The 13,444-nt window shown below is 55.6% G+C and carries 15 protein-coding genes; 5 read left to right on the top strand and 10 right to left on the bottom strand.

The genetic code is table 11. From position 1 onward, the window contains the following. Positions 1-38 precede the first annotated feature (38 nt). Positions 39-836, top strand: coding sequence for a serine O-acetyltransferase (gene cysE / locus RCA23_RS09205; protein WP_044050067.1), 798 nt, complete (start codon positions 39-41; stop codon positions 834-836). An 82-nt stretch (positions 837-918) separates the two neighbouring features. On the opposite strand, the gene RCA23_RS09200 is transcribed toward cysE, so the two are convergent. The 6 genes from RCA23_RS09200 to RCA23_RS09175 all read right to left on the bottom strand — a co-directional run bounded on the left by RCA23_RS09200 (position 919) and on the right by RCA23_RS09175 (position 7,268). Further along, entirely contained in the window at positions 919-2,199 is a 1,281-nt protein-coding gene (locus RCA23_RS09200; RefSeq protein WP_044050066.1) for a pyruvate dehydrogenase complex dihydrolipoamide acetyltransferase, read from the bottom strand. 10 nt (positions 2,200-2,209) lie between these two features. Continuing rightward, positions 2,210-3,580, bottom strand: coding sequence for a pyruvate dehydrogenase complex E1 component subunit beta (locus RCA23_RS09195; RefSeq protein WP_044050065.1), 1,371 nt, complete (start codon positions 3,578-3,580; stop codon positions 2,210-2,212). Positions 3,581-3,583: 3 nt separating this feature from the next. Then, the gene (gene pdhA / locus RCA23_RS09190; protein ID WP_044050064.1) at positions 3,584-4,582 is read right to left on the bottom strand and encodes a pyruvate dehydrogenase (acetyl-transferring) E1 component subunit alpha; all 999 of its coding nucleotides are present in this window, start codon (positions 4,580-4,582) and stop codon (positions 3,584-3,586) included. Positions 4,583-4,699: 117 nt separating this feature from the next. Continuing rightward, complete coding sequence (locus RCA23_RS09185) at positions 4,700-4,999, bottom strand: FtsB family cell division protein (protein WP_044050063.1); 300 nt, start codon at positions 4,997-4,999, stop codon at positions 4,700-4,702. Positions 5,000-5,088: 89 nt separating this feature from the next. Beyond that, a complete protein-coding gene (locus RCA23_RS09180) occupies positions 5,089-5,982 on the bottom strand; it encodes a fructose bisphosphate aldolase (RefSeq protein WP_044050062.1) in 894 nt (297 codons plus the stop codon). Positions 5,983-6,089: 107 nt separating this feature from the next. Continuing rightward, on the bottom strand, positions 6,090-7,268 hold the full coding sequence (locus RCA23_RS09175) for a phosphoglycerate kinase (RefSeq protein ID WP_044050061.1): 1,179 nt from the start codon (positions 7,266-7,268) through the stop codon (positions 6,090-6,092). Positions 7,269-7,388: 120 nt separating this feature from the next. On the opposite strand from RCA23_RS09175, the gene RCA23_RS09170 reads away from it, so the two are divergent. Next, positions 7,389-7,901 carry a peptidylprolyl isomerase gene (locus RCA23_RS09170; protein ID WP_044050060.1) on the top strand — a complete coding sequence of 171 codons (513 nt, stop codon included), beginning with the start codon at positions 7,389-7,391 and terminating at the stop codon, positions 7,899-7,901. Next, positions 7,894-8,442, top strand: coding sequence for a peptidylprolyl isomerase (locus RCA23_RS09165; protein WP_044050059.1), 549 nt, complete (start codon positions 7,894-7,896; stop codon positions 8,440-8,442). Before RCA23_RS09170 ends, RCA23_RS09165 begins: the two co-directional genes overlap by 8 nt. Before the next feature lie 74 nt (positions 8,443-8,516). On the opposite strand, the gene RCA23_RS09160 is transcribed toward RCA23_RS09165, so the two are convergent. Both RCA23_RS09160 and mazG read right to left on the bottom strand, forming a co-directional pair. Beyond that, positions 8,517-9,527, bottom strand: a complete 1,011-nt coding sequence (locus RCA23_RS09160; RefSeq protein WP_044050058.1) for an extracellular solute-binding protein — start codon at positions 9,525-9,527, stop codon at positions 8,517-8,519. Positions 9,528-9,592: 65 nt separating this feature from the next. Continuing rightward, complete coding sequence (mazG, locus tag RCA23_RS09155) at positions 9,593-10,405, bottom strand: nucleoside triphosphate pyrophosphohydrolase (RefSeq protein WP_044050057.1); 813 nt, start codon at positions 10,403-10,405, stop codon at positions 9,593-9,595. A 49-nt stretch (positions 10,406-10,454) separates the two neighbouring features. Between mazG and RCA23_RS09150 the strand changes: the two genes are divergently transcribed. Continuing rightward, complete coding sequence (locus RCA23_RS09150) at positions 10,455-11,621, top strand: M20 aminoacylase family protein (protein WP_044050056.1); 1,167 nt, start codon at positions 10,455-10,457, stop codon at positions 11,619-11,621. Beyond that, positions 11,622-12,593 carry an agmatinase gene (gene speB, locus RCA23_RS09145; RefSeq protein WP_044050055.1) on the top strand — a complete coding sequence of 324 codons (972 nt, stop codon included), beginning with the start codon at positions 11,622-11,624 and terminating at the stop codon, positions 12,591-12,593. Between the two features lie 38 nt (positions 12,594-12,631). Here speB and RCA23_RS09140 read toward each other — a convergent pair whose 3' ends face one another. Both RCA23_RS09140 and RCA23_RS09135 read right to left on the bottom strand, forming a co-directional pair. Then, positions 12,632-13,141: an alpha/beta hydrolase gene (locus tag RCA23_RS09140; RefSeq protein ID WP_169701384.1), complete on the bottom strand. Its 510-nt coding sequence runs from the start codon at positions 13,139-13,141 to the stop codon at positions 12,632-12,634. A 22-nt stretch (positions 13,142-13,163) separates the two neighbouring features. Further along, positions 13,164-13,406: a hypothetical protein gene (locus tag RCA23_RS09135; protein ID WP_044050054.1), complete on the bottom strand. Its 243-nt coding sequence runs from the start codon at positions 13,404-13,406 to the stop codon at positions 13,164-13,166. Positions 13,407-13,444: the final 38 nt, after the last annotated feature.

Here is a 13,444-nt window from a genome sequence, read left to right as displayed (position 1 = left end):
TATGTAGGAAAAGAACGCGTCAACCAGAGGATGAACCCATGGCACAGACAGCAGCGCATTTGAAATCCATCGACCCGGTTTGGGATGAAATGGTGCGGCAGGCGCAAAGCGCATTGGAGCAAGAGCCGCTTTTGGGCGCTATGATCCACTCCAGCATTTTACATCACAGCAGCTTGGAGCAGGCTCTGTCGTACCGCATTGCGCTCAAGCTGGCCTCAGCAGAAATGCCCGAGCAAATGCTGCGCGAAATTGCCGATCATACCATCCGGTCGGAGGAGCTCGGTGCCTATTCGCGCGCGGATCTCATGGCGGTGCGTGAGCGCGACCCAGCCTGCCATAACCTTACGCAACCTTTGTTATTCTTCAAAGGCTTCCAGGCCATTCAAGCCTATCGCGTGGGCCATGCCCTCTGGCGCGATGGGCGCAAAGATCTGGCCTATTTTTTCCAATCGCGAATTTCTGAAGTCTTTGGCATTGATATTCACCCCGCAGCCGTTATCGGACGCGGGCTGATGATTGATCACGCCCATTCTATTGTGATTGGTGAGACGGCCGTGGTGGGCGACAATGTTTCGATGCTGCATTCGGTGACCTTGGGGGGAACGGGCAAACAAGATGATGAACGCCACCCTAAGATCGGCGATGGTGTTTTGATTGGAGCCGGCGCCAAGGTTCTGGGCAATATCAAAGTGGGCCATTGCAGCCGCATTGCCGCAGGCTCCGTGGTGCTTCATGAGGTGCCGCCCTGTAAAACCGTAGCCGGAGTTCCTGCCAAAATCGTTGGAGAAGCCGGCTGTGAACAGCCATCGATCACGATGGACCAACTCTTAGGGTGAGTGGCCGATAGCCACGAGATCAGGTACAAAAAACCCGGCTGCAGCATAGGCTGAGCCGGGTTTTTCACATATTGGTGGTCTGCTACGCCAGCATGGACAGGGGATGTTCGAGATTGTTGACAATCGCATCGAGCAATTCGGCGCCCAAAGCCCCGTCAATCACCCGGTGATCCACTGACATGGTGACGGACATGACCGTCGCCACGCTCAGCGTGCCATCGTCGCTCACAACGGGGCGTTTCTTGCCAGCTCCGACCGCGAGAATAGCCCCTTGTGGGGGGTTAATCACCGCATCAAAGTTATCAATGCCCATCATGCCGAGATTCGAGATTGAGAAGCTGCCGCCTTGATATTCATGGGGTGCCAATTTGCGACTGCGGGCACGGGCGGCAAGATCTTTCATCTCAACGGCCAATTTTGACAAAGATTTGCTGTCAGCGTCTTGCAGGACGGGGGTGAATAATCCGCCTTCAATGGCGACGGCGACAGAGATATCGGAAGCCTCCATCTGCAAAACGCGATCTCCGGCCCAAACCGCATTGGCGGCCGGTACGCTTTGCAACGCCATGGCGCAGGCTTTGATGATAAAGTCATTCACCGAGAGTTTCACACCTCGGGCTTCGAGACCCGCGTTCACCTCACTGCGCAGCTTGAGCAGAGTATCGAGCTGAATGTCGCGGCGTAGATAGAAATGTGGGATGGTTTGCTTGGCTTCGGTCAACCGGTCGGCAATGACCCGGCGCATCCCATCCAAAGGCACCGTTTTATAGCTGCGCCCCTGATAGAGCGCTTCCACGCTTGCGGAGCTGGGCAAGCTGGCGGCGGGGGCGGCGGCCATTGGCGGGGGCGCGGAAACGGAGGCAGGGGCGGGGGCGCCACTCACATCGGCTTTCACAATCCGCCCTTTGGGGCCAGATCCGGTAATCTTGACCAGATCTAAGCCTTGATCGGCTGCAATGCGACGCGCCAGAGGCGAGGCAAAAATGCGCGTGCCGTCATTTGAGATTGCGGCGGCGGGCGCCGCTGTGGCGGCTGGCGCATCTACGGCGTTGGCCTCATGGGTCAAAGGGGCAGCGGCAGCGGCGCTTTGAGCAGGCGAGACGGTCGCATCCGCCGCATCACCCTCTTCAAGCAAGATAGCAATGGCCGAGTTGACCTTCACATTCGCCGTGCCCTCGGCCACCAGGAGCTTGCCAATGACGCCTTCGTCCACCGCCTCAAACTCCATTGTGGCTTTGTCGGTTTCAATCTCAGCCAACAGATCGCCAGATTGAACCCGATCACCTTCAGCAACCAACCATTTGGCCAGGGTGCCCTCTTCCATGGTGGGCGATAGGGCCGGCATAAGAATTTCAAGTGCCATGGGGCGCTCCTTAACGGTAGAGGACAGATTTGGCCGCCGTCATCACCTCAGCGGTGGTGACCAGGGCAAGTTTCTCAAGATTGGCCGCATAGGGCATGGGAACATCCTTGCCTGTGCAGGTCATAACGGGGGCGTCGAGGTAGTCAAAAGCCTCCTGCATGAGAACTGAGGAGATATGGCTGCCGATGGAGCAGACTGGAAATCCCTCTTCGATTGTGACGCAGCGATTGGTCTTTTTTACAGAATTCACGACCGTCTCTGTGTCCAAGGGACGCAAACAGCGCAGGTCGATGACTTCCGCACTCACGCCCATCTCGGCCAGTTGATCTGCCGCTTCCAGCGCATATTTCATGCCGATGCCGAAGCTGACCAATGTGATGTCATTGCCTTCGCGCCAGATGCGCGCTTTGCCAAGAGGTACGGTGTAATCGGGCAAATCTGGGACTTGGAAGCTCTGGCCATAGAGAATTTCATTCTCCAAAAAGATCACCGGGTTTGGATCACGAATGGCTGATTTGAGCAGGCCTTTGGCGTCATCTGCCGAATAGGGCATCACAACTTTGAGCCCGGGAATATGGGCATACCAGGCCGCATAGTCCTGGCTGTGCTGCGCGCCAACGCGGGCGGCGGCCCCATTGGGGCCACGAAACACCATGGGCGCGCCCATTTGACCACCAGACATATAGAGGGTCTTGGCTGCCGAGTTGATGATATGATCCATCGCCTGCATGGCGAAGTTAAACGTCATGAATTCGACCACGGGCTTGAGCCCGCCAAAAGCGGCACCAACCGCAATACCGGCAAACCCATGTTCGGTAATTGGCGTATCAATCACCCGCTTTGGGCCAAACTCATCAAGCATACCCTGCGAGATCTTATAGGCGCCTTGGTATTCGGCCACCTCTTCCCCCATGAGAAAGACCGTTTCATCAGAGCGCATCTCTTCGGACATGGCCTCGCGAATGGCCTCACGCACGGTGAGACTTTTAAATGTCGTGCCAGCCGGCAAATCAGGCTCAACGACTTGCACGGCAACCGGGGCTTGTGCAGATGCAGCGGGCGCTGAGGCCGCCGGCTGAGCCGCGCTGGCCGCTGGGGCCGCTGCTGGGGCAGGAGAGGCTGCATCGGACAGGCTCTCGCCCTCGTCCAGCAAAACGGCAATGGCAGAGTTTACAGTCACATTGGCCGTCCCTTCCGCGATCAACAGTTTGCCAATGACCCCCTCATCGACCGCCTCAAATTCCATTGTGGCTTTGTCGGTTTCAATTTCGGCCAGAATATCGCCGGAGCTGACTTTATCACCTTCGGCAACCAGCCATTTGGCCAAGGTGCCTTCTTCCATGGTGGGAGACAGTGCGGGCATCAAGATTTCAATCGCCATGGGTTAAGCCTCCGCCTGTGCGTAAATATCTGTCCAAAGTTCATCCAAAGCCGGTTCTGGGCTTTGTTTTGCAAATTCCGCGCTTTCGTTGACCACGGCTTTGATGTCTTTATCGATCGCCTTGAGATCTTCTTCGCTGCAATGTTTGCCGGTCAGAAGCAGATCGCGCACATGTTCAATGGCGTCTTTTTCCTCGCGGATTTTCTGCACCTCTTCGCGGGTCCGGTATTTGGCGGGATCGGACATAGAGTGGCCACGGTAGCGGTAGGTTTTGATTTCGAGAATGTAGGGGCCTTTGCCCGCGCGGCAATGGGCAACGGCGGTCTCGCCAGCGGCTTTCACCGCCAAAACATCCATGCCATCAACGGCTTCGCCCGGAATACCAAAGGCACGGCCGCGCTCGTAAATTTCTGCCGATGAGGTGGAGCGCTGCTGTGATGTACCCATGGCGTATTGATTGTTTTCAATGACAAAAACAACTGGAAGATCCCAGAGAGCCGCCATGTTGAAGGTTTCATAAACCTGCCCTTGATTGGCCGCGCCATCGCCAAAATAGGCAAATGTCACCCGGCCATTGCCGAGGTATTTGTCAGCAAATGCGAGGCCAGCACCGATGGGCACCTGCGCGCCAACAATGCCGTGACCGCCGTAGAAATGTTTCTCTTTCGAGAACATATGCATCGAGCCGCCTTTGCCTTTGGAATAACCGCCGCTGCGACCTGTCAGCTCAGCCATAACGCCGTTGGCTTCCATGCCGCAGGCCAGCATATGGCCGTGATCGCGGTAGGAGGTCACGCGCTTGTCGCCTTCTTCTGCGGCCGCTTCGAGGCCAACCACAACGGCTTCCTGACCGATGTAGAGATGACAAAAGCCACCAATCAAACCCATGCCATAGAGTTGGCCTGCTTTTTCTTCGAATCGCCGGATCAGCAGCATCTCGCGGTAGTAATGCAGCAAATCGTCTTTTGAGACATTTGCTTTGCTTGTTTTTTTAGCCGCCATCGGGACCTCGTAAAAATAGTTTAGCGTTAAACTATTCTTTATCACAGGTTGATTGCAAATGTGAACAATTTATTTTCTATGGTGTTTTATGTTTTGGATATAGATATTTAGATTGATTTACTGAATGACGATTTCATCAGGACGGATGAATCCCAGTACGTCACGCGCCTGTTGATCCAACAGATCAAGATCTAAATAGTGATCGGAAAGGCGCAGGGTTTTGTTTTCCAGCTGGGCAATTGAATTTTGCAATGTGCTCAATTTGCGCTGCAACCCATCGGCTTCTGCTTGATAGGCTGCCCGACGTAAAATGCCATAATCGCCTTGAATGGCGGAGAATATGAAATAGGCGGCCAGGGTCAACGACACAAATGTCACGGCCAGGGGGCCAATTGGAGGGATGCTGCGCTGTCTCATCTACTGCCTTGTGCCTCTTATGGGCTTTTAAGCATTATGGCACGCTCGGTGTCCCTTGTGAATCCCCTGATTCGTTTTTCTGTTAGATTTTAACCGGCGATGGAGGCGCGGTAGATTTCGTCGATGGTTTGGCTCAAGGTTTGATTGAATTGTGCATCGGATTGCTGTGCAGATAGCCCTTCGGTGAGGGCGCGGGAGAAGCTGGCAATCATCTTGCTGTTTTGGGACAGGCGCGCATTGGCCTCGGCGCGGCTATAGCCGCCTGAGAGCGCCACAACTGATAGAACACGCGGGTGCTGGCACAGCCGGCTGTAAAGATTGGCGGTTTCGGGCAGGGTGAGCTTGAGCATAACCGTTTGATCCGCGGGCAAAGCGTCGAGATGGTTTAAGATTGCATCACAAAGCAAATTTTCCGCCTCTGCCTTATCCGAAATCGTGATGGAAACTTCTGGCTCAAGAATGGGAATAAGGCCCTGAGCGATGATCTGCGCGCCAATCTCAAATTGCTGCGCGACAATTTGATAGATGCCGGTGGGGTTAGCGCCATGAATCACGGAGCGCATCTTGGTTCCAAAAACGCCCAATGCTGCGGCGCGCTGCAAAAGCGCGTCGAGATCCGGCATAGGTTTGAGCAATTGCACGTCGTCGGCGGTGTCTTGCAGGCCCTTGTCGACCTTCAAAAAGGGCACAACGCCGCGTTGCTGCCACAAATATTGCGGCGCCGATTGCCCGACAAATTCCCGGTCCATCGTGTCTTCAAATAGAATCGCGCCCACCACTTTAGCCCCTGTGAAGTCAGGCGCATGCACAATGCGGCTGCGCATGGCGTGAATCATATCAAACATTTCGGCATCAGAGGAGAAAGCTGCAGCGTCAACGCCATAGGCGGCAAGTGCTTTTGGAGTGGAGCCACCGCTTTGATCCAAGGCGGCAATAAAGCCTTGGCCGGCGTGAATTAAGTCTCGTTGATCTTGATATGACATGCGGGCGACCTACTCAAAGTTGAACCTATAGCAGGGGTTTAGGCGGCTTGGCGCAAAGCTTCAATATTGGTGGCGCTAACGGTTTGAAATTAGGCGCGCTTAACGATTTATGCGGTCAGCGCCGCGACGCCGGGCAAATCTTTGCCTTCCATCCATTCCAAGAATGCGCCGCCGGCGGTGGAGATATAGCTAAAGCCATCGGCCGCGCCGGCTTGATTGAGCGCGGCCACCGTATCGCCGCCTCCGGCGACAGAAATGAGCTTGCCCATTTTGGTCAGGGTTGCAGCCGATTGCGCAGCGGTATTGGTGGCCCGGTCAAAGGGCTGCATCTCAAAAGCGCCGAGCGGCCCGTTCCAAATCAAGGTGCGCGCACGGGCAAAACATGCGCCAATGCGCGCCACGGTTTCAGGCCCGGCGTCTAGGATCATCGCGTCATCGGGGCAGGCCTCTGCGGCGACGGTTTCATGGGGCGCATGGGCGGCAAACTCTCGGGCGACGACAATGTCAGACGGCAAAATAATCTCACAGCCAGCGGCTTGCGCCTGTTCCAAAATGCGCCGTGCCGTATCGGCCAGGTCATGTTCACAGAGGCTTTTGCCCACTGCATGCCCCTGGGCTGCGAGAAATGTATTGGCCATGCCACCACCGATGACCAGGTGATCCACTTGCCCCACCAAATTGCTCAAGAGATCCAATTTCGAAGAGACCTTGGCCCCGCCGACGACCGCCACCACAGGGCGCTCGGGCTTGCCCAATGCCGCCTCAAGCGTTGAGAGCTCTTCGGCCATCAATCTTCCCGCACAGGCTGGCCGCAACCGGGCAAGCGCTTCGGTTGACGCATGGGCGCGATGGGCTGCGGAAAAGGCATCATTGCAATAAATATCTCCCAAATCCGCCAAACGTTGGGCCAATTGCGGATCATTGCGCTCTTCGCCGGGTTCGAATCGAATATTTTCAATCAAAACCACTTGGTTTTTGGCAAAAGCGATGGTTTCGCGGGCGCTATCCAGGCTGGTGAATTTCACTGGAACCCCGAGCGCCGCCTCCAGGGCCGGCACCGTGACTTTTAAAGAGAGTGCATCCACGATCTGCCCCTTAGGACGCCCAAAATGGGCGATGAGGATGGGCGTGCCGCCGGATTTCAAAATATGCTGCACCGTGGGCACGATCCGATCAATCCGCGTGGTATCGGTGACGCGGCCATTTTCGACCGGCACGTTGATGTCGACACGGGTGAGCACGCGCTTGCCCATGAGTTGCATCTGATCCAAAGTTTTCCAGCTCATGTTCGTCTCCCTAAATGTTGCTCTGTTAACACCCGATATCGGGCCAAGGTCAACCGGTTGGGCCTTTTCCTTTGCTGGAAATTTTATTAGGTTGCCGAGCAAATCAAAAGGAGCGCCCTAATGGCCGATACACAAACCAAAGATCTCGAAAATACAATCTTGATGGAATTGAAAGATGGGACCGTCACCATCGAGCTTTTGCCAGATGTGGCGCCGTTGCACTGTGAGCGGATGAAAGATTTGGTGCGGACTGGCCAATATGACAACGTCGCTTTTCACCGCGTGATTGATGGCTTTATGGCACAGACGGGCGATGTGGAGCATGGCAATATGGAGGATAACTTCAACCTGCGCGCGGCTGGCACAGGTGGATCAAAGCTGCCTAATCTGCGGGCTGAGTTTTCCAAACTGCCCCATGACCGCGGCACCATCGGTGCGGCCCGGTCGCAAAACCCAGATTCGGCCAACAGCCAATTTTTCATCAACTTTTCCGACAATCACTTTCTCAATGGTCAGTACACGGTCTATGGCCGCGTCACATCTGGCATGGAGCATGTGGATGCCATTACCCGCGGTGAGCCCGCGCCGAATCCAGACCGTATGATTTCCATGAAGGTCGCAGCAGATGCGTAGGCTTGCAGCTTTTCTTGCGTGTTTGGCCGGGCCTGCTTTGGCCGGGGGTCTTGAGATTGAGGTCGTTGGCGAGACTGTAAGCGGCACTGTTCAAATTGATCTGCTTGAGGATGTGGCGCCGCTACATGCCGCGCAGATTACGGCACTTGCAGAGCGGGGCGCCTATGACGGTGTGGTGTTTCACCGGGTCATAGAGGGTTTTATGGCCCAAACCGGCGACGTCCGCTTTGGCAAAAATCCCGAGGATATGTCGCGTGCCGGCATGGGGGGCTCCGATTTGGGCAATATCCCAGCCGAGTTTTCAGATGTGCCCTTTGATCGCGGCGTGGTGGGCATGGCCCGCTCGCAAAATCCAAACAGTGCCAACAGTCAGTTTTTCATCATGTTCGAGCCGGGCTATTTCCTCAACGGGCAATATACGGTTGTCGGACGGGTGACCGCGGGGATGGATGTGGTGGATGCGCTGAAGCGCGGGCATCCGCAATCAGGTGCAATCACAGGCCAGCCCGATGTCATGCAGAGGGTAACAGCGGTGGAATAAACAAGGGTGGTTTCAAATTTTTTGGCCATAATAGGCGAAAGGCGCGGTGCACATGTCCCGCGCCTTTTTCATGTTCAGCCATCAAAATCAGCCAATTCGGTGAGCAGCAGCGCCTCTGAGCGGAGCTCGGCAATCGTGCTGAGATTGACCGGGTCGGCCTCAAAGCTGCCCCAGCTTTGCACCAAAGGATCGGCCTGGGTGCCAGGGGCAATCGGGTATTCGTAATTGTCAGATGCGTAAACCTCTTGGGCAGCTGGCGCGGCAAGATAGGCCATAAGGGCCAGGGCCTCAGCCCGATTGGGCGCAAATTTGGTCATCGCCATGCCCGACACATTCACATGCGTGCCCGCCCCCTCAAACACGGGAAATTCAATTGAGACGCTGCTGGCCCAGTCTTGCTGCTCGGGATCAGCCAGCATTTGGCCCATATAGTAAGTGTTTCCAAGGGAAATATCACATTCACCCGCCCAAATCGCTTTGACCTGCGCCCGGTCGTTGCCTTGCGGTTTGCGCGCCAGATTGGCTTTCACCGCTTTGAGCCAATTCAATGTGTTTGCTTCACCATGGTGATGCAAATAGGCGGCGGTGAGGGCAAGCATATAAGAATGCGTGCCGGAGCGGGTGCAGATACGCCCCTGCCATTTGGGATCTGCGAGATCTTCGTAGCTGGTCACTCCCCCCTTTTTGACCCGTGCTTTTGAGGCATAGATAACGCGGGCGCGGACGGTTAGGCCAAACCAATGATTGCCGGGATCGCGATAGGCCGCGGGGATGTTGTCCGTGAGCTTGGCTTCTGTCACCGGTTGGGTCAGCCCGGCTGAGACCACGCTGTGAAGCCGTGAAATATCTGTGGTGAATACCAAATCCGCAGGCGAGCGCCTGCCCTCGGCCCGCAAACGCTCAATCATGCCCTTGTTGAGAAAGGCGACATTGACCGCAATTCCGGTCTGTTCGGTGAACCCATCCATCAAAGGCTGGATCAAGGCCGGCTCGCGATAGGAATAGACGTTGACCTCCTGGGCGGCCACGGGGACGGCAAGGGCAAAGGCGCATAGGGCGAGAGCGATGGGGCGAAAATAGGGCATGAGTGTCTCCGGTGTGATGGCGAGATTATATCCGAGTCTTTTTGTCAGATCAATACCTGATTGTTTTACTCAGATATTGTCTCCTCCCGTTTGACCTCATCCCAAAGCGCGTCCATTTCGGCGAGGTTTGACTGAGAAGGCGTCCGGCCATCTTGTTGAAGTTTCGCCTCAACAGAATTGAAACGTCGTGTGAATTTTCCATTTGCGTCCCGTAAAGCCTGCTCGGGATCAAGGCCCATATGCCGGGCCAAATTTGCCATGACGAACATCAAGTCGCCAAATTCCTCGTGACGATGCGCGGCGCTCTTAGCCTCTTTCAGCTCATCAATTTCCTCGCGCAGCTTGTCGAGCACTTGCTCGACATCTGGCCAATCAAAGCCAACCCGCGCCGCACGCTTTTGTAATTTGACCGCCCGTGTCAGCGCCGGCAAGCCCAAAGCAACCCCGTCTAAAGCGCGGGTTTGATCGGCCTGTGCGCGTTCTGCGGCCTTAATAGTTTCCCAGTCAATGGTTTGCTGGGCTGCGGTTTTATCCCGCGATTGATCGCCGAACACATGCGGATGACGGGCCACCATTTTATCGCTGATCGCATCGGCGACACTGTGGAAGGTGAAAAGCCCTTCCTCCTCTCCGATTGCTGTATGGTAGACGGTTTGCAGCAGAAGATCGCCCAGTTCTCCCTTCAAATCGGCCATATCGCCGCGCGCAATGGCATCGGCCACCTCATAGGCTTCTTCGATCGTATAGGGGGCAATGGAGCTGAAACTTTGCTCAATGTCCCAAGGGCAGCCCGTGTCAGGATCACGCAGGCGGCGCATGATATAAAGCAACCGTTCAATGCCCCCATCTTTTGCATGTAGCAGATCATCATTCTCCATTGCTTTGCTCCCTCAATTCCGCTTTTCTTGGCCCATAAGGAGCCAGCCCATGCCAATCGTCAACCGTATCGCTGAATTTGCCGAGGATATGAAAGCCTGGCGCCGTCATTTGCATCAAAATCCAGAGCTTGGGTTCGAGTGCCATGAAACTGCCGCTTTTGTGATGGAGCGTTTGCAAGAGTTTGGCATCAGTGAAATTCACAGCGGCATCGCGCAATCGGGGCTGGTGGCTTTGATACATGGCCGTGCGCCCGGTCCGGTGATTGGTCTGCGCGCCGATATGGACGCGCTGCCAATTGAGGAGGCCACCGGGGCCGCCTATGCCAGTCAAGTTCCAGGTAAGATGCACGCCTGTGGCCATGATGGCCATACCACAATGTTGCTCGGGGCCGCGCGCTATTTGGCGGAAACGCGTAATTTTGCCGGCACTGTGGCCTTAATCTTTCAGCCTGCCGAGGAGAATGGTGGCGGGGGTGAGGTTATGGTGCAAGAGGGGATTATTGAGCGTTTTGGAATAGAAACTGTCTATGCGCTGCACTGCGAGCCGGGCGCGCCAGCCGGGCAGTTGAGCACAACGCCAGGTCCGATCATGGCCGCGGTGGACACATTTGAAGTGCATATCACCGGGCAGGGGGGGCATGGGGCCATGCCGCATTTGGCAGTGGATGCCATTCCCGCTGCTGTGTCGATCACCCAGGCCTTTCAAACCATCGTCAGCCGCAATCATAATGCGGTCGAGGATTTGGTGGTGAGCGTGACGCAAATTCACGCCGGCACCATCGACAATGTGATCAATGACAGCGCCTTTGTCGGGGGCACGGTGCGCAGTTTTGCCCGTCCGGTGCAGGATATGGTGGAGCGGCGGATGGGAGAGATTTGTGCCGGGCATGCGGCGGCCTTTGGGGTGGATGTGACATGCACCTATACCCGCGGCTATCCCGCCACGATCAATTCTCCTGACCAATCTGCCTTTGCCAGCCAGGTGGCCGAGGAGGTCTGCGGGACGTCATTGCTAGAGACAGACCGGACCCGCGAGATGGGAGCGGAAGATTTTTCCTACCTTCTGGAGAAACGGCCCGGCTGCTATTTGTTTTTAGGGCAGGGCGAGGGGGCCGCTTGGCACAATGCAGCGTTTGATTTTAATGACGAGGTGTCCCCGGTTGGGGCCTCATTTTTTGCGCGTTTGGTAGAGCACGCGCAACCTTTGGAGCAGTAAATGGCCTTGAAAGATGCAGCAAATGACGTGGATAATGCCATCACGCGCGTGGGCTATAAAGGCATGTCCTTTGAAAATGCTTTCGGCGGCGCTTTGTCTTTCATGCGTCGTCGCTATTCAAAAGATCTGGAGGGCGTGGATCTTGCGGTCACGGGTGTTCCGTTTGATCAGGCGGTGACCAATCGGCCAGGCACAAGGCTGGGCCCGCGCGCCATCCGTGAAGCGAGCACCCTGCAACCCTGTGATCCGCCCTATGGCTGGGACATCAATCCTTTGGCGGATTTCAATATATGTGACTATGGAGATTTGGCCTTTGACTACGCCAATATCCCTGCCTTTCCCGCAGCTCTTCAGGCGCATATTTCTGGTATTCTGGCTCAGGGGCCAGGGGTTTTGACCCTTGGCGGAGATCATTACATCACCTTCCCAATTTTGCGGGCCTATGCGGAGAAATTTGGCCCCCTAGCCCTGATCCAATTTGACGCCCATTCCGACACTTGGCCGGATGATGATCTGGCGCGTGTGGATCATGGCACTATGTTTTACAAGGCTGTGAAAGAGGGGATCGTGGATGTAAAACGCTCTGTTCAGGTCGGCATTCGCACCCAGAATGATTATGACGCCGGTGTGCATGTCATCGATGCGCCCCGCGTGCATGAACAAGGCTGGGCGACCACCGTGGAACAGATCAAAGAGATTGTGGGCGATCACCCAACTTATCTGACGTTTGATATTGATTGCCTTGATCCGGCTTTCGCACCGGGCACTGGCACGCCGGTTTGGGGCGGCCTGTCGTCGGCGCAAGCGGCTGCCATTTTACGTGGGTTGCGCGGGATCAATATGAAAGGCGGCGATGTGGTTGAAGTCTCACCGCCCTTTGACACCACCGGCGCTACGGCGATTGCGGGGGCGCATGTGGGTATGGAGTTGATGTGCCTATACTGCTGGAACCTGCGCGCAAGCCGGGCTTAAGCTGTCGGCATTGGCGATACAGGGTCGCCTTTGGCTGATCAATGGTTGGCAGGCACGACCTCTGTGGCCAGACCGGTGGCCAGCATCTCTTGCGGGGTCATTAGGTAAATATCCTCGGCAGGTGCTTTTTCGATGGTGAAAAAGTAAAAGGCCTCCGCCTGCGCGCGCGTCCAGCCAATGCCTTCGTAAAAACCAATATAGCGTTCATGGGCAGGGTCATCGCGGGGAAGATCGCGGGCTGTGACCCCTGTCACATCGGCCCAAGAATGCACGCCCACCTCTGCGCCTTCTTCCACCACACGCCTCTTGCCGACAAGAAAGAAATACGTCGCGCCAGAGGCAATGCTGCCCTCTTGTGGCAGGTATGTCTTAACCCCGCGCGCCGCCACCCAAGCCGCCCCGGCCAAATTGGCTTCATCATCAATGGATCCGGGCATCTGACCCAGAACGATTGTATCAATTTGGGGATGTGCGCCGAAGATATCTTTGAGCTGCTCTGGCGTGTAAGAGTTGATCAACCCGCTCATATGCAACTTGTTTCCATCCACGCGAAACTCCGTTGTATAAACGTTATTTTTGTAGATTGCGAAAAAGAACATAGGGAAGGCCCAATACAGACAGCCAAATCCTGCGGTCACGACGGCGAGTGTGGTCAATAGTTTTTTCAAATGCTTCAAGCGCCTGTAATGTATCGATTTTGGCGAAAAGCACTGCTGAAATCAAGATAAAATCGCTGGCCTGACCTGCACAGAGGGCAAAAAGAGCATGTGATGCGCTTGGCAAAACCCCATGCGCGTGGCTTAAGTTTTCCATTGCCACAGAGCGGCATCGCCCGCAAACTCGGCGCAAAG

Origin of the sequence: Planktomarina temperata RCA23 (assembly GCF_000738435.1) — a bacterium.
Classification (GTDB): domain Bacteria; phylum Pseudomonadota; class Alphaproteobacteria; order Rhodobacterales; family Rhodobacteraceae; genus Planktomarina; species Planktomarina temperata.
This window is presented reverse-complemented; position numbering and strand designations above follow the sequence as displayed.